Origin of the sequence: Citrobacter amalonaticus (genome assembly GCF_002918555.1) — a bacterium.
Taxonomy (GTDB): Bacteria; Pseudomonadota; Gammaproteobacteria; order Enterobacterales; family Enterobacteriaceae; genus Citrobacter_C; species Citrobacter_C amalonaticus_A.
Genome location: NZ_PQMB01000005.1, coordinates 191,892 through 216,759 on the forward strand (window position 1 = coordinate 191,892; position 24,868 = coordinate 216,759).

24 protein-coding genes are annotated in these 24,868 nt (G+C 53.8%); 18 read left to right on the forward strand and 6 right to left on the reverse strand.

Annotated elements, in window-relative coordinates; translation table 11 throughout:
* Position 1 precedes the first annotated feature (1 nt).
* On the forward strand, positions 2-589 hold the full coding sequence (gene acpT / locus C3432_RS20805) for a 4'-phosphopantetheinyl transferase AcpT (protein ID WP_103778463.1): 588 nt from the start codon (positions 2-4) through the stop codon (positions 587-589).
* On the opposite strand, the gene C3432_RS20810 is transcribed toward acpT, so the two are convergent.
* A complete protein-coding gene (locus C3432_RS20810; protein ID WP_103778465.1) occupies positions 548-1,087 on the reverse strand; it encodes a phenolic acid decarboxylase in 540 nt (179 codons plus the stop codon). The genes acpT and C3432_RS20810 overlap by 42 nt on opposite strands.
* Positions 1,088-1,186: 99 nt before the next feature.
* On the opposite strand from C3432_RS20810, the gene C3432_RS20815 reads away from it, so the two are divergent.
* The 14 genes from C3432_RS20815 (at position 1,187) to C3432_RS20880 (ending at position 13,360) form a co-directional block, all read left to right on the forward strand.
* Complete coding sequence (locus C3432_RS20815) at positions 1,187-2,047, forward strand: LysR family transcriptional regulator (RefSeq protein WP_103778467.1); 861 nt, start codon at positions 1,187-1,189, stop codon at positions 2,045-2,047.
* A gap of 129 nt (positions 2,048-2,176) precedes the next feature.
* Positions 2,177-3,751, forward strand: coding sequence for a nickel ABC transporter substrate-binding protein (nikA, locus tag C3432_RS20820; protein WP_103778469.1), 1,575 nt, complete (start codon positions 2,177-2,179; stop codon positions 3,749-3,751).
* Positions 3,751-4,695, forward strand: coding sequence for a nickel ABC transporter permease subunit NikB (gene nikB / locus C3432_RS20825; protein ID WP_103778471.1), 945 nt, complete (start codon positions 3,751-3,753; stop codon positions 4,693-4,695). Before nikA ends, nikB begins: the two co-directional genes overlap by 1 nt.
* A complete protein-coding gene (gene nikC / locus C3432_RS20830; protein WP_103778473.1) occupies positions 4,692-5,525 on the forward strand; it encodes a nickel ABC transporter permease subunit NikC in 834 nt (277 codons plus the stop codon). Before nikB ends, nikC begins: the two co-directional genes overlap by 4 nt.
* Positions 5,525-6,289 (forward strand): nickel import ATP-binding protein NikD, encoded by a 765-nt coding sequence (gene nikD / locus C3432_RS20835; protein WP_103778475.1) that lies wholly within the window; start codon positions 5,525-5,527, stop codon positions 6,287-6,289. The genes nikC and nikD overlap by 1 nt, the downstream gene beginning before the upstream one ends.
* Positions 6,286-7,086, forward strand: coding sequence for a nickel import ATP-binding protein NikE (gene nikE, locus C3432_RS20840; RefSeq protein ID WP_103778477.1), 801 nt, complete (start codon positions 6,286-6,288; stop codon positions 7,084-7,086). Before nikD ends, nikE begins: the two co-directional genes overlap by 4 nt.
* A gap of 12 nt (positions 7,087-7,098) precedes the next feature.
* Positions 7,099-7,500, forward strand: coding sequence for a nickel-responsive transcriptional regulator NikR (nikR, locus tag C3432_RS20845; protein ID WP_103778479.1), 402 nt, complete (start codon positions 7,099-7,101; stop codon positions 7,498-7,500).
* Positions 7,501-7,730: 230 nt separating this feature from the next.
* On the forward strand, positions 7,731-8,477 hold the full coding sequence (locus C3432_RS20850) for a GntR family transcriptional regulator (protein WP_103778481.1): 747 nt from the start codon (positions 7,731-7,733) through the stop codon (positions 8,475-8,477).
* A gap of 40 nt (positions 8,478-8,517) precedes the next feature.
* Positions 8,518-8,991, forward strand: a complete 474-nt coding sequence (locus C3432_RS20855) for a PTS sugar transporter subunit IIA (protein WP_103778483.1) — start codon at positions 8,518-8,520, stop codon at positions 8,989-8,991.
* Entirely contained in the window at positions 8,988-9,272 is a 285-nt protein-coding gene (locus tag C3432_RS20860; protein WP_103778485.1) for a PTS sugar transporter subunit IIB, read from the forward strand. Before C3432_RS20855 ends, C3432_RS20860 begins: the two co-directional genes overlap by 4 nt.
* 74 nt (positions 9,273-9,346) lie before the next feature.
* Entirely contained in the window at positions 9,347-10,705 is a 1,359-nt protein-coding gene (locus C3432_RS20865; protein ID WP_103778487.1) for a PTS galactitol transporter subunit IIC, read from the forward strand.
* On the forward strand, positions 10,698-12,206 hold the full coding sequence (locus C3432_RS20870; protein ID WP_103778489.1) for an FGGY-family carbohydrate kinase: 1,509 nt from the start codon (positions 10,698-10,700) through the stop codon (positions 12,204-12,206). Before C3432_RS20865 ends, C3432_RS20870 begins: the two co-directional genes overlap by 8 nt.
* Positions 12,196-12,465, forward strand: coding sequence for an HPr family phosphocarrier protein (locus tag C3432_RS20875; RefSeq protein WP_103778491.1), 270 nt, complete (start codon positions 12,196-12,198; stop codon positions 12,463-12,465). The genes C3432_RS20870 and C3432_RS20875 overlap by 11 nt, the downstream gene beginning before the upstream one ends.
* Before the next feature lie 34 nt (positions 12,466-12,499).
* A complete protein-coding gene (locus tag C3432_RS20880) occupies positions 12,500-13,360 on the forward strand; it encodes a class II aldolase (RefSeq protein ID WP_103778493.1) in 861 nt (286 codons plus the stop codon).
* 67 nt (positions 13,361-13,427) lie between these two features.
* On the opposite strand, the gene C3432_RS20885 is transcribed toward C3432_RS20880, so the two are convergent.
* The 4 genes from C3432_RS20885 to C3432_RS20900 all read right to left on the reverse strand — a co-directional run bounded on the left by C3432_RS20885 (position 13,428) and on the right by C3432_RS20900 (position 19,985).
* Entirely contained in the window at positions 13,428-14,552 is a 1,125-nt protein-coding gene (locus C3432_RS20885; RefSeq protein WP_103778495.1) for an ABC transporter permease, read from the reverse strand.
* Complete coding sequence (rbbA, locus tag C3432_RS20890) at positions 14,552-17,299, reverse strand: ribosome-associated ATPase/putative transporter RbbA (protein WP_103778497.1); 2,748 nt, start codon at positions 17,297-17,299, stop codon at positions 14,552-14,554. The genes C3432_RS20885 and rbbA overlap by 1 nt, the downstream gene beginning before the upstream one ends.
* Positions 17,296-18,363 carry an HlyD family secretion protein gene (locus C3432_RS20895; protein ID WP_103778499.1) on the reverse strand — a complete coding sequence of 356 codons (1,068 nt, stop codon included), beginning with the start codon at positions 18,361-18,363 and terminating at the stop codon, positions 17,296-17,298. Before C3432_RS20895 ends, rbbA begins: the two co-directional genes overlap by 4 nt.
* 425 nt (positions 18,364-18,788) lie before the next feature.
* Positions 18,789-19,985, reverse strand: coding sequence for a BaiN/RdsA family NAD(P)/FAD-dependent oxidoreductase (locus tag C3432_RS20900; protein WP_103778501.1), 1,197 nt, complete (start codon positions 19,983-19,985; stop codon positions 18,789-18,791).
* Positions 19,986-20,215: 230 nt separating this feature from the next.
* On the opposite strand from C3432_RS20900, the gene pitA reads away from it, so the two are divergent.
* The gene (pitA, locus tag C3432_RS20905; RefSeq protein WP_103778503.1) at positions 20,216-21,715 is read left to right on the forward strand and encodes an inorganic phosphate transporter PitA; all 1,500 of its coding nucleotides are present in this window, start codon (positions 20,216-20,218) and stop codon (positions 21,713-21,715) included.
* A gap of 52 nt (positions 21,716-21,767) precedes the next feature.
* Here pitA and uspB read toward each other — a convergent pair whose 3' ends face one another.
* A complete protein-coding gene (gene uspB, locus C3432_RS20910; RefSeq protein ID WP_103778505.1) occupies positions 21,768-22,103 on the reverse strand; it encodes a universal stress protein UspB in 336 nt (111 codons plus the stop codon).
* Between the two features lie 480 nt (positions 22,104-22,583).
* Here uspB and uspA point away from each other — a divergent pair, with 480 nt between their 5' ends.
* Complete coding sequence (gene uspA / locus C3432_RS20915) at positions 22,584-23,018, forward strand: universal stress protein UspA (RefSeq protein ID WP_000323571.1); 435 nt, start codon at positions 22,584-22,586, stop codon at positions 23,016-23,018.
* 266 nt (positions 23,019-23,284) lie between these two features.
* Positions 23,285-24,757 (forward strand): dipeptide/tripeptide permease DtpB, encoded by a 1,473-nt coding sequence (gene dtpB, locus C3432_RS20920; RefSeq protein ID WP_103778507.1) that lies wholly within the window; start codon positions 23,285-23,287, stop codon positions 24,755-24,757.
* Positions 24,758-24,868: the final 111 nt, after the last annotated feature.

The following is a 24,868-nucleotide window of genomic DNA, read 5'->3' on the forward strand; positions in this document are numbered from 1 at the left end:
TATGTACCGGATCGTACTGGGAAAAGTGTCAACATTAAGCGCGGGCGAATTGCCGGGCGAAATAACCATTCGGGCGCCGGAGGGTGCCCGCCGTGCGCGCTGGCTGGCTGGTCGCGTACTGCTTTCCCGCGCCCTGTCGCCGCTGCCGGAAATTATCTACGGGGAGCAGGGTAAACCCGCCTTCGCCGCGCAAACACCGCTGTGGTTCAACCTCAGCCATAGCGGCGATGATATCGCGCTGCTGTTGAGCGACGAAGGCGAAGTGGGTTGCGATATCGAAGTGGTACGCCCACGCGATAACTGGCGAGCGCTGGCCAATGCGGTCTTCAGCCTCGGCGAACATGCCGAGGTGGAGTCTGAACATCCGGATCAACAGCTGGCCGCCTTCTGGCGGATCTGGACGCGCAAAGAGGCCATCGTCAAACAGCGCGGCGGCAGCGCCTGGCAAATCGTCAGCGTCGACAGCACGCTGAATTCCGCGCTGTCGGTGAGCCACTGCCAGCTCGGTTCTCTGAGTCTGGCCGTCTGCACTCCGACGCCGTTCACGCTAACCGCCGACGCCGTGCAGCGTCTGGAAGTCCTGGCGTAAATTCTCCGGGAAGTTTTCCGGCAACTCGCTCGCCGCACAGGCGATAACGCTGTCGTTGTTCGCGCCGCAGTCACGCACAAAAGTGATGGTCGCGAACTCATCAATCACTTCTGTTGGATACGCCGGACCCGCATCACGATAAGACATCATCAGCGGAATATGATCATTCTGGAAGCAGACCGTTTTTTGCGGATTATCGATCACCCAGCGCGGGAAAAAGATAGTGCCGTGAAAGAGTTTGTCGCCCAGGTTAACAATCAGGCTGACGTCGGTGCCGGTGGGTTCAGTCCACGAAATTTTATAGACGCTCTCGCCGACCCGCACAATGTACGCCTGCTGATCTTTCACCCAACGATTGGCCACGATGCCGCTGTGAATACGGTAATCCAGCGTGGTATCGTTTTTTACGTAAATCTCGTAATTCCAGCCATTATCGTAGGTATAGACCAGATGTTTGCCGACGAAACCGCTCAAATCATGTTTATCAAAAGTGCTCATATTGGTTCTCCTCATACCTGATGTGAGGATCTTAATGCTTTAAAAATTGGATTAATAACGCTATGTTTGCATCATATTCATCCAGTTTTTAGATAGATTATGCATAAGACAACCCTGGAGCAGTGGGCACTGCTGGAGAAAGTGGTGGAACTGGGCAGCTTTGCCAAAGCAGCGGAAGAGACGCACCGCAGCCAGTCTTCGGTGAGCTACAATCTGGCTCTGTTACATGAGCGGCTCGGCGTCACGTTACTGACGCCGGAAGGCCGCAGGGCGGTGTTGACGCCGGCAGGCGAACTGCTGCTCAATCAGGTCAAACCGTTGCTGAAGGCCTTTTTGTGGGTGGAAACCCGGGCGGCCACGTTGCAAAACGGGGCGCGTACGCGACTGGATTTAATGGTGGATAGCATCTTCCCGCGTCGACGCCTGTTCGCCATTCTCAAACAATTTCAGCAGGAATGGCCGCAGACCCAGGTACGCCTGACTGAAGTGCTGGAGAACGCTGACGATCGACAGGCGGCGTATGCTGATGCAGACGTGATGGTTCTGACGCGCCGCCAGGATGTCACCGGACGCGGTGAATGGTTGATGAATATTGACTTCGTTGCCGTTGCCCACCGCGATCACCCGCTCTGCGCGCTCGATGCACCGCTGGATGAAGACGCGTTGCGCGCCTGGCCGCTGATTCGCATTGCCGATCGTGATAATCCGCAGCAACCGGTTCGCGATGCCTGGACCTTCTCGACCATCGATGCCGCGATTGATGCGGTGATGTATCAGGTTGGCTACGGCTGGCTGCCAGAGGAGAGAATTCAGACACAGCTTGCCCAGGGGATTTTGCGTCCGCTGCCGTTAAGCCACGGTGCGCGCCGCGCCACGCCGCTGCATCTGATCGTCAAAGAAACCCTCGCTCCCCTGGACGATCAGGTCAGTACCCTGCTGCGCTTATTGAGTGAGAGTTAACATACGAATTTCGTATACATCCCCTTTCTGACCGCTCAACTATTGATCCAGAACACATCAAAAGTATGATGAATCTTTAGAATCGTCATACTCATTGAGTCGTACCTTTTTACATCATTCGGGGTCACTATTTTGTCCAGACTACGCCGCACACTCTTTGCGCTGCTGACCTGCGCGTCATTCCTCGCACAGGCTGCCGCACCTGACGAAATCACTACCGCATGGCCGGTAAACGTTGGGCCGCTCAACCCACATCTTTATACGCCTAACCAGATGTTTGCCCAGAGTATGGTCTATGAGCCGCTGGTGAAGTATCAGGCAGACGGTTCGGTGAAACCCTGGCTGGCGAAAAGCTGGACCCACTCGGCGGACGGTAAAATCTGGACTTTTACCCTGCGTGATGATGTGACATTCTCCAACGGCGAAACGTTCGATGCCCATGCTGCGGCAGAGAACTTCCGCGTCATTCTCGACAATCGCCAGCGTCACGCCTGGCTGGAGCTGGTCAATCAGATAGTCGGGGTCAAGGCGCTCGACAAAAACCAACTGCAAATCACCCTGAAAAGCGCCTACTACCCGTTCCTGCAAGAGCTGGCGCTACCGCGTCCTTTCCGCTTTATCGCCCCGTCGCAGTTTAAAGACAATGAGACGATGCACGGCATTAAAGCGCCGATTGGCACCGGTCCATGGGTGTTAAAAGAATCAAAGCTCAATCAATACGATGTTCTGGTGCGAAACGACCGCTACTGGGGTGAAAAACCGCAGATTCAAAAGATTACCGTCAAAGTGATCCCAGACCCAACGACCCGCGCCGTGGCCTTTGAGACGGGCGACATCGATCTGCTATACGGCAACGAAGGGCTGTTGCCGCTCGACACCTTCGCACGTTTCAGCCAGAACCCGGCATACCGTACCCAGCTTTCGCAGCCAATAGAGACGGTGATGCTGGCGCTGAACTCCGCAAAGGCGCCGACCAACGAGCTGTTGGTGCGTGAAGCGCTGAACTATGCGGTAAACAAAAAATCGCTGATCGATAATGCCCTGTACGGCACCCAGCAGGTTGCCGATACCCTGTTTGCCCCCACGGTCCCTTACGCCAATATTGGCCTGAAGCCGCGCCAGTACTCGCCGCAAAAGGCGAAAGAATTGCTGGAGAAGGCAGGCTGGATACTGCCAGCAGGTAAAGAGATTCGAGAGAAAAACGGCCAGCCGCTGCGCATAGAGCTGTCTTTCATCGGCACCGACGCGCTAAGCAAATCGATGGCGGAGATTATTCAGGCTGATATGCGTCAGACTGGCGTGGATGTGGCGCTGATCGGCGAGGAAGAGAGCAGTATTTACGCCCGCCAGCGCGACGGTCGCTTTGGCATGATTTTTAATCGCACCTGGGGCGCACCGTACGATCCGCACGCCTTTATGAGCTCAATGCGCGTACCGTCGCACGCAGATTATCAGGCTCAGCAGGGTTTAGCCGACAAGCCGGTTATTGATAAAGAGATTGGCGAAGTGCTGGAAACCACTGATGAAACGCAGCGTCAGGCGTTGTACCGCGACATTCTGACGCGTCTGCACAACGACGCGGTCTACCTGCCCATCAGCTATGTCTCAATGATGGTGGTTGCCAAACCGGAGCTGGGCGCGATCCCTTATGCGCCAATTGCCTCGGAAATTCCGTTTGAACAGATTAAACCGGTGAAACCCTGATGTTGCGTTACGTGTTGCGGCGCATTGCGCTGCTGATACCAATGATCTTTGCCGCCTCGGTGATTATCTTCCTGATGCTGCGCCTGGGGACCGGCGATCCGGCGCTCGACTATTTGCGTTTGTCGAGCCTCCCGCCAACGCCGGAGATGGTGGCCTCCACTCGCGTGATGCTGGGGTTGGATCAGCCGCTTGTCGTGCAGTACGGCACCTGGCTGTGGAAGGCGCTGCATCTGGACTTTGGCATCTCGTTCGCAACCCAGCGCCCGGTGCTGGATGATATGCTGAACTTCCTGCCCGCCACGCTACAGCTGGCGGGAGTCGCGCTGGTACTGATCCTGCTCACCTCTGTACCGCTTGGCATCTGGGCGGCGCGCCATCGCGATCGTCTGCCCGATTTTGCCGTGCGTTTTATCGCCTTCCTCGGCGTGTCGATGCCTAACTTCTGGCTCGCCTTCCTGCTGGTGATGTTCTTCTCGGTTTACCTGCAATGGCTGCCTGCTATGGGCTATGGCGGCTGGCAACACATTATTCTGCCTGCGGTGTCGATCGCTTTTATGTCACTGGCGATTAACGCCCGTCTGCTGCGCGCCAGCATGCTGGAGGTCGCCGGGCAGCGTCATGTTACCTGGGCGCGGCTGCGCGGCCTGAACGAGAAGCAAACCGAACGCCGTCATATTCTGCGTAACGCCTCGCTGCCGATGATCACCGCCGTGGGGATGCATATCGGCGAACTGATTGGTGGAACAATGATCATCGAGAACATCTTTGCCTGGCCCGGCGTGGGTCGCTATGCCGTCTCGGCGATATTTAACCGCGACTATCCGGTGATTCAGTGCTTTACGCTAATGATGGTGATTGTTTTTGTGGTGTGTAACCTGATTGTTGACCTGTTGAACGCCGCGCTGGATCCGCGAATTCGTCGCCATGAAGGAGCGCACTCGTGAACTTTTTCCTCTCTTCACGCTGGTCTGTCCGCATCTCTTTAATCATCATCGTCCTGCTGGCGGTGATTGCGCTCACCAGCCAGTGGTGGCTCCCTTACAATCCGCAAGCCATTGATTTACCCTCGCGCCTGCTGGCGCCCGACGGTCAGCACTGGCTGGGCACCGACCATCTGGGCCGCGATATCTTCTCGCGTCTGCTGGCGGCGACCCGCGTCTCGCTCGGTTCGGTCATGGCCTGCCTGTTGCTGGTGCTCACCCTGGGACTCATCGTCGGCGGCAGCGCGGGGCTTATCGGCGGTCGCGTCGATCAGGCCACCATGCGCGTCGCGGATATGTTTATGACCTTCCCGACCTCGATCCTCTCTTTCTTTATGGTTGGCGTGCTGGGGACCGGGCTGACCAACGTGATCATCGCCATCGCCCTGTCACACTGGGCGTGGTATGCGCGGATGGTGAGAAGCCTCGTGATTTCCCTGCGCCAGCGCGAGTTTGTACTCGCCTCCCGGCTTTCCGGCGCGGGTCATATCCGGGTGTTTATTGACCACCTGGCCGGCGCGGTGATCCCGTCGCTGCTGGTGCTGGCGACGCTGGATATTGGTCACATGATGCTGCACGTCGCCGGAATGTCGTTCCTCGGCCTCGGTGTTACCGCGCCAACTGCGGAATGGGGCGTAATGATTAACGACGCGCGCCAGTATATCTGGACCCAGCCGCTGCAAATGTTCTGGCCGGGGCTGGCGTTATTTATCACCGTGATGGCTTTCAACATGGTGGGTGACGCGCTGCGCGACCACCTGGATCCCCATCTGGTCACGGAGCATGCCCACTGATGCCGCAACAAATTGAACTGCAAAACATTGCGTTACAGGCCGATCGCCCGCTGGTGCACGGTGTCTCTTTGTCGCTCAAACGCGGACGCGTGCTGGCCCTGGTGGGTGGCAGCGGAAGCGGTAAATCACTGACCTGCGCGGCAGCCCTGGGCATTCTGCCTGCGGGCGTGCGGCAAACGGCTGGGACAGTCCTCGCGGATGGCAAACCTGTTTCGCCCTGTGAACTGCGTGGCATCAAGGTCGCCACCATCATGCAGAACCCGCGCAGCGCCTTTAATCCGCTGCATACGATGGCGGCCCATGCGCGAGAAACCTGTCAGGCATCAGGCAAACCCGCCGACGACGCGACGCTCATCGCGGCGCTGGAGGCGGTTGGCCTGGAACATGCAGAACGCGTCCTGAAGCTTTACCCGTTCGAGATGAGCGGCGGCATGTTACAACGCATGATGATTGCAATGGCGCTACTGTGCGATGCGCCGTTTATCGTGGCCGATGAACCCACCACCGATCTGGACGTGGTGGCCCAGGCACGCATTCTTGATCTGCTGGCAAGCATTATGCAAAACCGTGCCCCTGGTATGTTGCTGGTGACGCACGATATGGGCGTGGTTGCGCGACTGGCGGATGAAGTGGCCGTGATGGATAACGGTAATATTGTGGAGCAGGGCGATGTCGAAACCCTGTTTCGCACGCCACAGCACACCGTCACCCGCAATCTGGTTGCGGCACATCTCGCCCTGTACGGTATGGAGCTGGCATCATGACATTACTCAGCGTATCTGCCCTTTCTCATCAGTATTCACATGCAGGCTTTCACGGTAAACATCAGCATCAGGCGGTGCTGAAAGCGGTCTCTTTAGAACTGAACAGCGGCGAAACCGTTGCCCTGTTGGGGCGCAGCGGCTGCGGGAAAAGCACGCTGGCGCGCCTGCTCGTCGGTCTGGAATCCCCAACGGAAGGAAGCGTCAGCTGGCAGGGTGAGCCGCTCTCCCGGCTGAACCGCGCTAAAAAAAAGGCGTTTCGCCGGGATATTCAGATGGTATTTCAGGACTCCATCAGCGCGGTAAACCCGCGTAAAACCGTGCGAGAAATTTTACGTGAACCCATGCGCCATCTGCTGTCGCTGACGAAATCAGAGCAAATGGCGCGGGCCAGCGAAATGCTCAAAGCCGTGGATCTCGACGACAGCGTACTCGACAAGCGCCCACCGCAGCTGAGCGGCGGGCAACTCCAGCGCGTCTGCCTGGCACGCGCGCTGTCAGTAGAACCGAAACTTCTGATCCTGGATGAAGCGGTGTCGAACCTCGATTTGGTCCTGCAGGCGGGCGTGATCCGTCTGCTCAAAAAACTGCAACAGCAGTTTGGCACCGCCTGTCTGTTTATCACCCACGATTTACGCCTGGTCGAGCGTTTTTGCCACCGGGTGATGGTGATGGATGAAGGACAAATTGTTGAGACTCAAACCGTGGGTGAGACATTAACTTTTTCCTCTGACGCCGGACGTGTGTTACAAAATGCGGTACTTCCCGCATTCCCTGTGCGCCGTCGCGCCATATCGTAAGGTTTAAATCAGATGCAACGTGTCACTATCACTCTCGATGACGATTTACTGGAAACGCTCGACAGCCTGAGCCAGCGTCGTGGCTACAATAACCGTTCTGAAGCGATTCGTGACATTTTGCGCGGTGCGCTGTCCCAGGAAACCATGCAGGAACATGGCACCCAGGGCTTTGCGGTGCTCTCATACGTGTATGAACATGAGAAACGGGATTTAGCCAGCCGGATAGTCTCCACCCAGCATCACCATCACGATTTGTCTGTCGCCACGTTGCACGTACATATCAACCATGACGACTGCCTGGAAATCGCCGTGCTGAAAGGCGACATGGGCGACGTTCAGCATTTTGCGGATGATGTTATCTCCCAGCGTGGCGTGCGCCACGGTCATTTGCAGTGCTTACCGAAAGAAGAGTGAGATATCCTGACGCTGCCGGGCGCGCTTTGCCAGCCCGGCCAGAAAACAAACCGGCATTCATCCCCTTTCCTGCTTGACCAGAAACACGACGCAAATCACATTTTTTTGATCACGATTCGGTCGCTCAAATTGTGAGACGCTTCGACCCCCTTCTTTCACGGTTCCCCTATTATACATTTGAAGTTGTCCATGATTGTCCATAGACAACTCTAAATGATCAGGTGCGCACCATGAAATCATTGAGTAAATCATCACAAATACCGCTTTATCAGCAGGTGGTTGAATGGATAAGAGAGAGTATTTATACCGGCGAGTTGGTTGAAGACGATCGTATTCCGTCTGAGTTCCAGATAATGGATATGCTGGAAGTCAGTCGGGGTACCGTCAAAAAAGCGGTTGCCCAACTGGTCAAAGAAGGTGTTCTGATTCAGGTTCAGGGCAAAGGAACATTTGTTAAAAAAGAGAATATTGCGTATCCATTGGGCGAGGGGTTGCTGTCGTTTGCAGAATCGCTGGAAAGCCAAAAAATAAACTTTACGACGCAGGTCATTACTTCACGTATTGAACCCGCCAATCGTTATGTGGCAGAAAAACTGCGTATTACACCAGGCCAGGACATTCTTTACCTGGAACGTTTACGCTCAATTGGCGAAGAGAAAGTGATGTTGATTGAGAACCGTATCAACATTGAGTTATGTCCGGGAATTATCGATGTCGACTTTAATCAGAATAATTTATTCCCGACGATTGAACGATTGTCTCAAAATAAAATTCGTTACTCAGAAAGTCGCTATGCCGCCAGATTAATCGGTAATGAACGCGGACATTTTCTGGACATCAGTGAAGAAGCGCCGGTGCTCCATCTTGAGCAGCTGGTCTTTTTTTCCCGAGAGCTGCCGGTTGAGTTTGGCAATGTCTGGTTGAAAGGGAACAAATATTATCTTGGAACCGTACTCCAGCGTCGGGAAGTGAGTTAATCACCGATAAATTATGACCATGAAATAACAAGGGGATTATATGCAGGGAGTTGATTTTAAAAAGGAATATATCCAACAACTGCCAGCAGGATTGGGTATTGATGAGATCATCCGCCAGCTTGCGCAGCCGCTGATTAATGACGAGCTGGTGGTTGGGGATTTCGCCGAACATGTACTTAAACGCGAAGAAAATTTCCCGACGGGTCTACCGACCGAACCCATCGGCGTTGCCATCCCGCATACCGATCACAAGCATGTACGCAGGAACGCCATTGCTCTGGGCATTTTACCCGAACCGGTTTTATTTGCAGATATGGGGGGCGAACCAGAGCCTGTGCCAGTTCGCATTATTTTCCTGCTTGCACTGAGTGAAAGTAATAAGCAGCTAAATGCGTTAGGTTGGATCATGGAGATGATTCAGGACAGTACCTTTATGGAGTCATTACTCAATATGAAGACAGCCGATATTTATTCAGCTATCTCGCAAAAAATGACAGAACGAGGTGAAATATGAGTCAGACAATTTTATTCGTATGTGCTACTGGAATTGCAACATCCACGGCGGTGACTGAAAAAGTCATGGAATATTGTAAAGAACAGGGATTACAGGTCAATTATTCACAGACTAATGTCGCCTCCCTACCGGGGAATACTGATGGCATCGCCCTGATTGTATCAACAACCAAAGTACCCTATGAACTGGATGTGCCGGTTGTAAATGGCCTGCCAATTATTACCGGTATTGGTGAGGATAAAGTACTGGCGCAAATTGTCTCAATTCTTAAAAACCAATAAATATTATTAATATCCGACTCACTAAAACAGGCGCTAACGCGAGGAGCGCTGTCGCCTGAAAAAAGAGGTTTATCATGAACGAAATAGCTCATACCCTCTATAATATCGTGCAATATATATTGGGTTTTGGCCCGACGGTAATGCTGCCGCTGGTCCTGTTTATTCTCGCACTCTGTTTTAAAGTCAAACCGGCCAAAGCGCTGCGTTCTTCATTAACTGTCGGGATTGGTTTCGTCGGTATCTATGCCATTTTTGATATTCTGACCAGTAATGTTGGCCCGGCGGCACAGGCAATGGTTGAGCGGACCGGTATTAATTTGCCTGTTGTGGATTTGGGCTGGCCTCCTCTTTCCGCGATAACCTGGGGTTCCCCGATTGCGCCCTTCGTTATCCCTTTAACCATTCTGATTAACGTTGCGCTGCTTGCTTTCAACAAGACACGTACCGTCGATGTTGATATGTGGAACTACTGGCATTTCGCCTTAGCCGGGACGCTGGTGTATTACAGTACGGGCAGCTTATTCTTTGGCCTGCTGGCCGCCGCCATTGCCGCCGTTGTGGTACTCAAACTGGCAGACTGGTCTGCACCTCTGGTGCAGAAATATTTCGGTCTGGAAGGGATCTCTCTGCCCACGCTGTCTTCCGTCGTCTTTTTCCCGGTCGGTTTACTGGTTGATAAAATCATCGATAAAATCCCAGGTCTTAATCGTATTCATATCGACCCAGAAACTGTCCAGAAGAAATTTGGTATCTTCGGTGAACCCATGATGGTGGGGACTATTCTTGGGATCTTACTGGGCGTTATCGCTGGCTATGATTTCAAACAAATTCTGCTGTTAGGCATCAGTATCGGCGGCGTAATGTTTATTCTGCCGCGCATGGTCCGTATTCTGATGGAAGGCTTGCTTCCCTTGTCAGAAGCCATCAAAAAATACCTGAATGCCAAATATCCCGGTCGTGACGATCTCTACATTGGTCTGGATATCGCCGTTGCGGTAGGTAATCCCGCCATTATCTCAACCGCGTTGCTGCTTACTCCCATCTCCGTATTTATCGCCTTTATTCTACCGGGGAATAAAGTGCTGCCGCTGGGCGATCTTGCGAACCTTGCCGTCATGGCTTCAATGATTGCACTGGCAAGCCGCGGCAATATTTTCCGCACCGTGCTGGCAGCAATCCCCGTCATTGTGGCTGACTTATGGATCGCTACCAAAATCGCGCCATTTATCACTGGAATGGCGAAAGATGTGAATTTCAAATTTGCCGAAGGCTCCAGCGGGCAAGTATCCAGCTTCCTGGATGGCGGAAATCCTTTCCGCTACTGGTTAATGGAGATTTTCAACGGCAACCCGATCGCGATTGGCTTAATCCCGATCATAGGCCTGGTGCTGTACGGCATCTTTAAAATGACGAGGAGTACGGTCTATGCCTGACAACAGCGCGGCTATCGTCATTGATATTGGTACCACCAACTGCAAAGTCACCTGTTTTTCCTGCCAGGATGCGACAACGCTTGGGGCTTTAAAATTCGTGACGCCCAAAAACGTTTCACCACAGGGCGCGGTCGATTTCGACATCGAAAGGCTCTGGCAGGAGGTCATCCTTGCGATGACACGTTTAACCACTGCATCACCGCTACCGGTTACGTGCATCAGTATCGCCAGTTTTGGTGAATCAGGCGTTTTCATTGATGAGAAGGGAGAGATCCTGACGCCGATGCTGGCATGGTATGACCGCCGTGGAGAAGAATATCTCAACACATTAAATGAAGAAGCCAGCAATACACTGTATGAAATCACTGGCTTACCGGTACATAGTAACTACTCCGCTTTTAAGATGCGCTGGTTGCTGGAACATCACTTACTGCACGATCGTAACGATATCCGCTGGCTGCATGCTCCGGAAGTCTTGTTATGGCGTCTTACGGGCCAACAGCGAACAGATATTACGTTAGCAAGCCGTACACTCTGTCTGGATGTACGCAAGGGGACATGGTCGCAGGAGGCGGCAGCGTTATTATGTATACCTTTTTCGGTATTCGCGCCGCTGGTTCAGCCGGGTGAGCCTGCAGGCTGGGTGAGCGAAACGCTTCGCCAGCAATTAGGTTTTGCGTCTCCCGTTAGCGTGGCGCTTGCCGGGCATGACCATATGGTCGGTGCCAGGGCATTGCAGATGGTCCCCGGGGATATCCTCAACTCGACAGGCACCACCGAAGGGATTTTACAACTCGATACGCAGCCAACGCTGGATGAACAGGCGCGAAGAGATAAGCTGGCAAATGGTCGTTACTCTTTGAGGGGACAATTCACGCTGTTTGCTTCGCTTCCCGTGGGAGGCTATGCCCTGGAATGGCTCCGCAATACCTTTCGTCTGACAGAAGAAGAGATCGCCACATCGCTCAATCGCGGTTACCACGACTATCTGGCGGGGCGGTGGAATATTGATGAGCTACCGGTGTTTATCCCTCACCTGCGAGGTTCAGGATCACCTTTTAAGAATCGCCATACCCGGGGGTTGTTCTACGGACTTGGTGACCATCTAAACGTAGATACGTTAATCGCCAGCGTTTCTCTTGGCCTGACGATGGAGTTCGCAAACTGCTTTTCCTGCTTTAATGTCCCGACGACAAGCGCAATGAAAGTCATCGGTCCGGCAACGGAGAACCCGCTCTGGTTACAGCTAAAAGCCGATATTTTGCAACGTCCGGTAGAGGCGATCGCTTTTCAGGAAGCGGTATCCGTCGGTGCGCTCCTCACAGCCTGCCCAACACTTTCATCACCAGAGATCAACGTCGGACAACGTTATCTCCCCGACAGGGTTCGCTATCACTCATTACAACGTTTTCAACAGAAGTGGAAAACCTGGTACCGCCTTAAATTACAGCAAGAGGGCATAATCCAGACCCACATCCGGGAGGAACACAATGCTGAGTAAAGTTATTGAGGTCAAAAACAGTACGGGCTTGCATGCGCGTCCCGCTGCCAGTCTGGCCAAAGCGGTTAAACGGTTTTCCTGTCGCGTAACGCTGCATTACGAAGGTAATGACATTAATGCCGCCAGCATGATGAATATTATGCGTGCCGGAATTAAAGGCGGCAAGACGGTAGAAATACGCTGTGAAGGAAATGATGAAGCCGATGCAATGCAGACGCTTGTGACTCTTTTTCGCGACCGGTTTGGCGAAGCCGAATAATCAATCACCTGCTTAATGATATGAGGTAAAAATTATGCCATTAGTAAATGGACGGATATTGCTCGACCGTATTCAGGAAAAACGGATATTAGCGGGCGCATTTAATACCACCAATCTGGAAACGACAATTTCCATTTTAAATGCAATCGAGCATTCAGGTTTACCCAATTTTATTCAGATCGCGCCAACCAATGCGCAATTATCGGGATATGATTACATTTATGAAATTGTAAAAAGACACGCGGATAAAATGGATGTCCCGGTGAGCTTACATCTCGACCACGGTAAAACCCAGGACGATGTAAAACAGGCGGTGCGCGCCGGATTTACCTCCGTCATGATCGATGGTGCCGCGTTTTCGTTTGAAGAGAATATCGAATTTACGCGAGAAGCCGTAGATTTCTGTAAATCCTTTGGTGTACCGGTTGAAGCAGAACTCGGGGCTATACTCGGGAAAGAGGACGATCATGTCAGCGAAGCCGACTGTAAAACAGATCCGGAAAAGGTCAGAACATTCGTTGAACGAACCGGATGTGACATGCTGGCTATTTCTATCGGTAATGTACATGGGCTGGATGATATTCCGCGTATTGATATCCCGCTGCTCAAACAAATTGCGGATATCACCCCCGTGCCGTTAGTGATTCATGGTGGCTCCGGGATCGCCCCTGATATTTTACGTAGCTTTGTGGATTATCGGGTTGCCAAGGTCAATATCGCCAGCGATCTGCGTAAGGCATTTATCACTGCCGTCGGCAAAGCGTATGTCAATAATCATAACGAGGCGAATCTGGCCAGGGTCATGGCTTCGGCAAAATATGCGGTAGAGGAAGATGTTTACAGCAAGATTATGATGATGAATGAAGGGCACCCGCTTCTCAGGCAGGCATCATAACTTAAAAAAAGAGCCAGCCTTTATGGGTTCAGTCCATTTACGCTGGCTCTTTAAACGTGAATGATGTTTACGCCATCGTGCCTATCGTCTTTCTGAAGCGCAGCAGTGCAATCAGGAAAAAGGCGCTGCCGATTGCCAGTAGCGTCAGGAACTGCGGCCAGACAATAGCAAATCCGGCGCCGCGATAGAGTATCGCCTGCGCAAGGCTGACAAAATGGGTGGTCGGCATCGTCTGCATGATGTCCTGCACCATCTGCGGCATACTTTCACGGGGCGTGGAGCCACCGGAGAGCATCTGTAGTGGCAGCAGCACCAGAATCATCAGCAGCCCCAGTTGCGGCATTGAGCGCGCCAGCGTACCCATAAAAATGCCGATTGACGTCGTGGCAAACAGGCTCAGCGCCACGCCCAGCATAAACAGCGGGATGGAGCCTTCAATCGGCACGCCAAGAACCCCTTTTACCATCAACATCAGCGACAACCCGGATACCACCAGTACCACCAGCCCCATCGACCAGATTTTCGCCATCATGATTTCAAACGGCGTAATCGGCATCACCAGCAGATGTTCGATCGTGCCATGTTCCCGCTCGCGGATCAGCGCCGATCCGGTCAACACTATCGCCAGCAGAGTGATGTTATTAATAATTGCCATCACGCCGCCGAACCATGCGGGATCCAGATTCGGGTTGAAGCGCATCCGGGTTTCCAGCGAAACCCGCAGCTCGCTATTGTCGCGATAACGCGCCACAAAGCTGTTCACCTCGCCGCTGATGATGTTCTGAATGTAACTGTTGCCGGTAAACGCCTGGCTCATGCGCGTTGCGTCGACGTTGAGCTGAATATCCGGCTGCCGCCCTGCCAGCACATCACGCTGAAAATTCGGCGGAATATTGACGGCAAAGGTGTAGCGACCCGCATCCAGCCCGGCATCCATCTCATCGGCGGTAATCATCTCTGGTGGAAGAAACCACGGACGGTAGAAGCTGTTCACAATACGATTCGACAGCTGCGACTGGTCCATATCGGCAATCGCAATCGGCGCAAGATGCAACGACCCCGGCAGTACCGTCGCGGAGGAGTAAACCGAAACCGTAAAGGCGAAGACAATCAGCGTCAGCATCGCTTTGTCGCCCAGCAGACTGCGCAACTCTTTGATGCCGAGGTTGAAGATATTGCGTAATCGACGCATCACCCCTCCTGTTTTTTCAGCAGCAGTACGCTCAGGCCGATCACCACCGGAGCGGCTATCAGCAGCGGCACAAACAACTGCCAGAGATCCATCAGATCCAGCGCTTTCGAGAACGTCCCGCGGGTAATCGTCAGAAAATGGCTGGTGGGGTAGATCTCACCGATCCAACGTCCCGGTCCCTCCAGCGAGGCCACCGGATCGATCATCCCGGAGAACTGCGTTGCCGGAATAAGCGTAATGATCGATGTCCCGAAAATGGCGGCAATCTGGCTCTTCATAAAGGTTGAGATCAGCAGCCCCACACCGGTCGCAATGGTGACGTAAACCAGCGCCGCCAGGGTGAGCGTCAGGAAACTGCCCTTGTGCGGCACGCCAAACACAAACACCGACAGCGCGCAGAGCAGCAGGAAGTTCAGCATCCCCAGGGCGATATAAGGTAGCTGTTTGCCAAGCAAAAATTCGGTGCGGGTGGTGGGTGTGACGTACAGGTTAATGATCGATCCCAGCTCTTTTTCCCGGACCACGCTCAGGGCGCTGAGCATGGAAGGAATCATCATCAATAGCAGCGGGATCACCGCCGGAACAATCGCTGGCAGACTTTTCACGTCCGGGTTATAGCGATAGCGGGTTTCGATGTTCATTAACCCGCCCTGTCCGGCGGGCGTCGACTGGCGGCTCGCCACGTCCTGTAGCCAGGTCTGGTGCATTGCCTGCACGTACCCCTTCACCGTCTCACCGCGGCTGGGCATTGCCCCATCCACCCAGGCACCTATCTGCACCGGCGTGCCACGCGCTATATCACGACCGAAATTTGGCGGAATTTCAATCGCCACTGTCACGTCACCCGATCGCATTCGTCGGTCAAGATCGTCATAACTGGTCAACGGCGGCTGTTCGATAAAGTAGCGGGAGCCCGCCAGATTCAGCGTCCAGGCCTGGCTGCTGACCGTCCGATCGCGGTCAAGGACGGCAAAGCGCAGATTCTCCACGTCCATGCTGATACCGTAACCCATAATCAACATCAGTATTACCGTACCCAGCAGCGCCAGCGTTGAGCGGATCGGATCGCGCCGCAGTTCAAGCGCTTCCCGTCGGCTGTAGCTGAACAGGCGTTGCAGACTAAAGCCCTGACGCGGCGCGTTAACCTCTTGATGCACCACTGGGGCATCCACTTCCGGCACCGGGGCGTCTGGCGCAGTCCCTGCCGCTTCCGCCAGCCAGGAGATAAACGCCTCTTCCAGGTTGGCTGCGCCCCGCCGTTCCACCAGCTCCTGCGGCGTACCGCTGGCGAGCACCTTCCCGGCGTGCATTAACGACATACGGTCACAGCGCTCCGCTTCATTCATAAAGTGGGTGGAGATAAAAATCGTCACCTTATCCTGACGTGACAGATCCACCATCAGCTGCCAGAACATATCCCTGGCAACCGGATCCACGCCGGAGGTTGGTTCATCCAGAATCAGCATTTCCGGGCGATGGATCACCGCCACCGCCAACGACAAACGCTGGCGAATACCGAGCGGCAACGACTCCGGTAAGATGTCTTCAACATCGGTCAGCATAAAGCGCTCGCTCATCTGCGCCACCCGCGCCGGGATCTCCGTCTCCGGTATGTGAAACAGACGGGCATGCAGCTCCAGGTTTTGCCGAACGGTCAGCTCACTGTAAAGTGAGAACGCTTGCGACATATAGCCTACCCGGCGGCGGGTTTCGATATCCTTCGGATCCACCGGCTGTCCGAACAGCCTCGCCTCACCCTCGCTGGCGGGCAGCAGGCCCGTGAGCATCTTCATCGTGGTGGATTTACCGCAGCCGTTAGAGCCGAGAAAACCAAAGATTTCCCCGCGAGGTATGCGGAAGTTGACGTGATCGACGGCGACGAAATTGCCGAAGCGCATCGTCAGATCTTTCGCCTCAATGGCGATCTCTTCCTGCGTGGTATCGTAAGGTGGAATGACCACCGGCTTGTGTGCCTGGCGCTGCGCTTCCGGCAACAGGGCGATAAACGCCTGCTCCAGCGTGTCGCTGTGGGTTTTATCACGCAACGCTTCCGCACTGCCGGTCGCCAGCACCTCACCCGCATTCATCGCCACCAGCCAGTCGAAACGCTCGGCCTCTTCCATATACGCGGTGGCAACCAGTACGCTCATGTTGGTCTGGCGCTGACGAATGCTGTCAATCAGTTCCCAGAACTGCGCACGGGAGAGCGGATCGACACCGGTAGTCGGTTCATCAAGAATTAACAGCTCCGGGTCGTGGATCAGCGCACAGCACAGCCCCAGCTTCTGCTTCATCCCGCCGGAAAGCTTCCCGGCAGGCCGATCGCGAAACGGTGCCAGCCCGGTGCTGTTCAGCAGTTCAGTAATACGCATCTCGCGCTCGGCTTTGTGATGACCAAACAGGCGCGCAAAGAAGTCGACGTTCTCATACACTGACAGCGTGTGGTACAGGTTTTTACCCAATCCCTGCGGCATCCAGGCAATGCGCGGGCAGACGTTCCGGCGATGTTTCGGATCGCGCATGTCTCCTCCCAGCACCATCACATTCCCCTGCTCGATCGCACGCGCGCCAGAGATGAGCGACAGCAGGCTCGATTTACCCACACCGTCCGGGCCAATCAGTCCCACCATACAGCGGGCGGGGATATCCAGCGTGATATTGTTCAGCGCCACCGTTGTCCCGTAATGCTGACTCACGCCATCAAGGTGCGCCACGGGAGAAACGGAAACCTGCGCCAGGGACATCATTGCGGCAACCTCACCACCAGCTCATCTGGCCAGGAGCGTTGGTTATCCAGCCGCACCCACGCCATGCCCGGCAGTCCGGTTTTGACATATTCCAGATGCTGCTGTAGCAGCTCCGGCGGGATACGCGCCTTCACGCGGAACATCAGCTTCAGCCGTTCATCGCTGGTTTCAACCGTTTTCGGCGTGAACTGCGCCACGCTGGCGACAAAGCTGATGGTGGCCGGAATACGCAGATCCGGCGCGGCATCCAGCACCAGACGCGCTTCCCCCCCGATTTGCAGCAAACCAGCCTGCCCGGTGGGCAGGAAGAAAGTCATATAGACATCGCTGAGGTCGACCATATTCAGTACCCGGCCACCGGCTGCCAGCACTTCGCCCGGCTCGGCAACGCGGTACTGCACGCGACCGTCCCGCGGCGCTTTTAATTCGCTGTCGTCAATGTCGGCCACAATACGCCGTTCGGTTGCCTGAGCAGCCTCCACGCGGGTTTGCGCCTGAATAATACTGGTGCGCGCCGCTTCAATCGCCGCTTTCGTCGCTGACACCTGCGCTTTTGCCGATTCCAGCGCGGCGCGCGCGCTTTCTGCCGCGGCGCGATCGTCATCCAGCTGCTGCGCTGAGACGGCGCCACGCTGTGACAGTGAACGGGAACGGACGTGACGTTTAGAAACCGAATCCAGTTCGGCCTCGCGCTGTTTTACCACCGATTCGGCAGCGCGGGTTTCGCTCTGCCGCTGTTCAAGCAGCGCGTGTGCGGCGGCAACGGCGCTCCCGGCCTCTTTGATCTGCGCAATGGCTTCCAGGCGTTGCTCCTGCAACACGCGGGTATCCATCTTTGCCAGCACCTCGCCCTGACGGACAAACTGCCCCTCTTTCACCAGAATAGTATCGATCCGGCCTGCTATTTTGGTGGCGATGTCGACTTCCGTCGCCTCGATTCTGCCATTACTGACGGCAAAACCCTCCGGTACGCCAGCGGGTCGCAACATCCACCACGCCAGGGCGGCGACCACAACCACTGCGCCTGCAATCCACCACGTCAGATGACGCTTAATTTTGTCCATAATCGACCCGCCATAATCCCTGTTACCAGACGATGCGTGTCACAAAGCTCCCCTGAACGGGTGTTCAGCGGTATCTTCTATCAGGGAAAAGAAGGAAATAAAGCGTACGACCAGACAGCGTGCAAACGTCAGAAGGACGCTCGCCGTTGAGGAAAGTGAATGACGGTAAAGCTTTGAAAACGGGTAGTAATGTTGTCATCATCAGCGTTCCTGGCCGTAAATGAAACACGCATACTCATAGCTAATATCAATTAAATACTAACATTTATATTCATCATGTCTATTTGATTATCGCTGACAGTTGCGCTGTGTCATCCCTGCGGCAGAAAGCGGATGACCCGGTTTCGTCAATCAAACGGTTGAGGATGCCGGGTGACATCCCCTGGATGATTAGCGGGACGGCGCTGCCATCACGCTATAACACGTTATTCAGCCGGGACTAAATCCTGCGCGCACGCCCAGGCGCTTGACCACGCCCACTGGAAGTTATAACCGCCCAGCCAGCCGGTGACATCCATCACTTCACCAATGAAGTAAAGCCCCGGAACTTTGCGCGCTTCCATCGTCCGCGACGACAGTTCGTTGGTATCCACGCCGCCGAGGGTCACTTCCGCCGTGCGGTAACCCTCCGTGCCGTTGGGCTGCACGCGCCATTCGGTCAGTGTTCCAATTAGCGTTTGCTGCTCGCGCACGTTGAGCTGCTTCAGCGTCACATCCGGAATCTGTCCGGACTGTTGCAGACACTCCACCAGACGCTTCGGCAGCTGCATCGCCAGCGTGTTCTTCAGGCTCTGATTAGGATGGGCATTACGTTGTTCATTGAGGAAATCGTCCAGATCAACATCCGGCAACAAATTTATGCTGACAAATTCACCAGGCTGCCAAAAGCTGGAAATTTGTAAAACCACAGGCCCCGAAAGCCCACGATGCGTAAAGAGCAGATTTTCACGAAATACGGTGCCGTCCTGCGCGGTAACCACCGTAGGGACAGAAACGCCGGAGAGTACCTGAAGCTGCTCCAGCAGCGGCTTATGTAACGTGAAAGGCACCAGGCCTGCGCGCGTGGGCAGAACGTTAAGACCAAATTGTTCGGCAATTTTATAGCCAAACGGCGACGCCCCAAGCCCCGGCATAGAAAGACCGCCAGAGGCAATCACCAGTTTTTTGGCCCCGACGGTCATGCCGTTAAGTTCCAGCGTGAAACCTTCATTGTCCCGTGCTACGCTCAGAACTTCGCTGCGTAACCGCATCGTGACGCGGCCTTTTTCGCATTCGGCCACCAGCATATCGACAATTTGCTGGGCAGAGTCGTCGCAGAATAGCTGACCCAGCGTTTTTTCATGCCAGGCAATGCCGTGCTTACCGACCAGGTCGATGAAGTCCCACTGGGTGTAACGCGCCAACGCTGATTTGCAAAAATGTGGATTCTGGCTCAAATAGGCCGCGGGTTCGACATAAAGATTAGTAAAGTTGCAGCGGCCCCCGCCAGACATAAGAATTTTACGTCCCGGCTTTTTACCGTTATCGATCAGCAGCACGCGGCTGCCTGCCTGTCCCGCCAGTGCGGCACAGAACATACCTGCCGCACCTGCGCCTATAATAACGGTATCAAACCTTTCCACTTTGCATTCCTCTCCAATAACCGGGGAGGAATTGTAAAGATTCCTCAGTGGTCGCACCAGCGACAAAATTACCGCTTATGGGTATTTATCTGAATTCTTTAAGATAATTCCTTAGAAGCAGTTAACAAAGCAGGATATATATCAAAAAAAGTCTATATTTCACTTTGCCCGCGCCGCCAAAGTCACTGATAATGCGCCGCGTTCATGTCCTCAAAATGGCGTAACGTCCTATGCTACATTTGTTTGCTGGCCTGGATTTACATACCGGGCTTTTACTATTGCTTGCTCTGGCTTTTGTGCTGTTCTACGAAGCAATTAACGGCTTCCATGATACAGCCAATGCAGTGGCGACCGTCATCTATACCCGCGCGATGCGTTCGCAACTTGCGGTAATTATGGCTGCGGTCTTCAATTTCCTTGGTGTTTTACTGGGCGGTCTTAGCGTTGCTTATGCCATCGTGCATATGTTGCCAACGGATCTGCTGCTTAACATGGGTTCCGCTCATGGCCTCGCCATGGTGTTCTCCATGCTGCTTGCGGCAATCATCTGGAACCTCGGTACCTGGTACTTTGGTCTGCCTGCCTCCAGCTCCCACACATTGATTGGCGCAATTATCGGCATCGGTTTAACCAATGCGATGATGACCGGCACATCCGTGGTGGATGCACTGAATATCCCGAAAGTGATTAATATTTTCGGTTCTTTGATCGTTTCCCCTATTGTCGGCCTGGTGTTTGCTGGCGGTCTGATTTTCTTGCTGCGTCGCTACTGGAGCGGCACCAAGAAACGCGCCCGAATTCACCTGACCCCAGCCGAGCGTGAAAAGAAAGACGGTAAGAAAAAGCCGCCGTTCTGGACGCGTATCGCACTGATCCTTTCTGCTATCGGCGTGGCATTTTCTCACGGTGCGAACGACGGTCAGAAAGGCATTGGCCTGGTTATGCTGGTTTTGATTGGCGTGGCGCCCGCAGGTTTCGTGGTGAACATGAATGCTTCCGGTTATGAAATCACCCGTACCCGTGACGCCATCAACAACGTTGAAGTCTACTTCCAGCAGCACCCGGAACTTCTGAAGCAGGTCACGGGTGTCGATCAGCTGATCCCGTCGCCAGAACCCAGCGAAGCGCAGTCAACAGAATTCCACTGTCACCCGGCAAACACGCTGAACGCGCTCGATCGTGCGAAAGCGATGCTGGCAAATAATGTGGAAAGCTACGACAAATTAAGCGTTGAGCAGCGTGGTCAGCTGCGTCGTATTATGCTTTGCATCTCCGACACCACCGATAAAGTGGTGAAACTGCCTGGCGTCAGCAATGATGATCAACGTCTGCTGAAGAAACTGAAAAGCGATATGCTCAGCACCATTGAGTATGCGCCAGTCTGGATCATCATGGCCGTCGCGCTTGCTCTGGGTATTGGTACCATGATCGGCTGGCGCCGCGTGGCAACCACCATCGGCGAGAAGATCGGTAAAAAAGGCATGACCTATGCCCAGGGGATGTCGGCGCAAATGACCGCCGCCGTCTCTATCGGTCTGGCGAGTTACACCGGTATGCCGGTTTCCACCACCCACGTACTCTCCTCCTCCGTTGCGGGGACGATGGTTGTTGACGGTGGCGGGTTGCAGCGTAAAACGGTCACCAGCATTCTGATGGCATGGGTCTTTACCCTGCCTGCGGCGATTATTCTTTCCGGGACGCTGTACTGGCTCTCGCTGAAGCTTATCTAAACGAACGAATGTTGTAATGAGCGGGTCAGGAAACTGGCCCGCTTTTTTTTGCTCAGTGCCAAATCATCAAGGCAATCAAACTCACCACGACCAGTCCGCACAGCGCGCTGGTCAGAATGAACTGACGTCGCACACGTTCACAGCGACGGATAAACTCATCATCATGATGATCCCGATAGCGCTGGGCGTAGATATACCACACCAGACGCATCTGCTTATTGGGTTGACCATGCGAGGTAAAAAAGCCCCCTCCATCCACATACTGGTAGAGCAATGGATCGCAACCACGAAGTACCACTAACAGCGCACGTAGCGAAGAGAAATAGCGCGCCATGTTAACAATGCAAACGACACATAAGGCCCAGAATAATGCGACGGTGCTAATCATACCTCCTCCCCGGCGACCCGCCCACGGAACTTCACTCCGGGACTACCGCTCCCCGATAACCTGCCAGACAGTTAGAAAGAGAACTACCGAAGCCGCGCTTATGATTGCTTAACATCCGAGCGGCCTTAACACTTCATCGTTCAAGCTGCCTCTGTGCTGGCTTACGCCAGCCACATGCACCTGGAGCCTTGCTCGCTGCGTTGATGCAGCTTGAAGGATGCTGTGTATATAAATAGTGTAGGAGATCAGTTAATTTTTTTACCAGAAGGTTAACCGCTGTCAATGCAATTTACTGACAAATTTGTTTAACTATCTGGTAAGCAAGGCGGATTGACGGATTATTCCTGTCACTATACTGTAAGGATAATCTCTACAGGCTCAGTTAGCCCCGCGCAGGACGTTCACAGGACGCGGGTAACGCGACGGCATAAGAAACGCTGGCTGGCTGGTCATCGACAACTTTATGGAAGGAGTAACACTATGGCTTATAAGCACATTCTCATCGCGGTTGATCTTTCTCCGGAAAGCAAAGTTCTGGTAGAAAAAGCGGTCTCTATGGCGCGTCCATACAACGCAAAAGTTTCCCTGATCCACGTTGACGTGAACTACTCTGACCTTTATACCGGCCTGATCGATGTGAATCTGGGCGACATGCAGAAACGCATTTCCGAAGAAACTCACCACGCTCTGACCGAACTCTCCACCAATGCGGGCTACCCGATCACTGAAACCCTGAGCGGCAGCGGCGATCTGGGTCAGGTACTGGTTGATGCCATTAAGAAATACGACATGGATCTGGTCGTCTGCGGTCATCACCAGGACTTCTGGAGCAAGCTGATGTCCTCTGCGCGCCAGTTAATCAACACTGTCCACGTTGATATGCTGATTGTCCCGCTGCGCGACGAAGAAGAGTAAACCCACGATAACCGGGTAATCCGGTCACTAATGAACGCCCGCAACTGCGGGCGTTTTTATTTTCGCTTAATTCCTGAAACAATTCAGTACATCATTCCATCGTTAAAATCATAATTAGTGTGATCGACTAATTAGATCGAATACCATCTATATAATAATCTATTCATACGGTTAATGACCGAAGTCTATAACAGAGTCAGACTTTTTCGGCGCGTTTAAGCATACGCGTTCATACTTTTCGGGATGGTATACAAAGGCGAAGTCATATGAATACAACTGCACCTACGGGTTTGCTGCAGCAACCTCGTCCGTTCTTCATGATCTTTTTTGTCGAGTTATGGGAACGATTTGGCTATTACGGCGTTCAGGGCATTCTGGCCGTTTTCTTTGTGAAACAGCTTGGATTCTCGCAGGAACAGGCTTTTATCACTTTTGGCGCATTCGCGGCGCTGGTTTACGGCCTGATCTCTATTGGCGGCTATGTCGGCGACCATCTGCTGGGAACCCGGCGAACACTGGTTCTGGGCGCGATTGTCCTGGCGATTGGCTACTTTATGACCGGCATGTCATTACTAAAACCCAACCTGATTTTTATCGCGCTGGGGACCATTGCCGTCGGAAACGGGCTGTTTAAAGCGAATCCGGCAAGCCTGCTCTCTAAATGCTATCCACCAAAAGACCCCCGTCTGGATGGCGCATTCACCCTGTTTTACATGTCGATTAATATCGGCTCGCTGCTGTCGCTGTCTCTCGCGCCCGTCATTGCCGACAAGTTCGGTTATGCCGTGACCTACAATCTGTGTGGTGCCGGTTTGATTGTCGCGCTGCTGGTCTACATCGCCTGTCGTGGAATGGTGAAAGATATTGGTTCAGAGCCAGACCATCTGCCATTGAACTTCCGTAATCTGCTTTATGTCCTTATCGGCACCGTGGTGATGATCTTCCTCTGCGCCTGGCTAATGCACAACGTGATGATTGCCAACCTGGTGCTGATTGCTCTGTCGATCGTCGTGACCATCATCTTCTTCCGTCAGGCATTCAGGCTGGATAAAACCGGACGCAACAAGATGTTTGTGGCCTTTATCCTGATGATTGAAGCGGTGCTGTTTTATATTCTGTACGCACAGATGCCCACATCGCTGAACTTCTTTGCCATCAACAACGTGCACCATGAAATCCTTGGCTTTGCCATTAACCCGGTGAGTTTCCAGGCGCTCAACCCGTTCTGGGTGGTGGTTGCCAGTCCGGTTCTGGCGGCGATTTATACCCGCCTGGGCAGCAAAGGCAAAGATCTGACCATGCCGATGAAATTTACGCTCGGGATGTTCTTATGTTCGCTGGGTTTTCTGACCGCCGCGGCGGCAGGCATGTGGTTTGCCGACGCGCAGGGGCTAACCTCGCCGTGGTTTATCGTTCTGGTCTATCTGTTCCAGAGTCTGGGCGAGCTGCTGATCAGCGCCCTGGGGCTGGCGATGGTTGCCGCGCTGGTGCCGCAGCATCTGATGGGTTTTATTCTGGGGATGTGGTTCCTGACGCAGGCCGCTGCCTTCCTGCTGGGCGGCTATGTCGCCACCTTCACCGCCGTGCCTGAAAACATCACCGATCCGCTACAGACGCTGCCCATCTATACCGGCGTGTTCAGCAAAATTGGTCTGGTCACGCTGGTCGTCACGGTGGTAATGGCCATGATGGTGCCGTGGCTTAACCGGATGATTAATACGCCGGATAACGACAAGTAATCTTCATTTTCACACTTAACCGCGAGTCGCTTCGCGGTTTTTTAATACCCTGAGAGACTATTTTATTTTGAACCATTAGAATGCATAAGATAAATTAACCATAATTTAAAC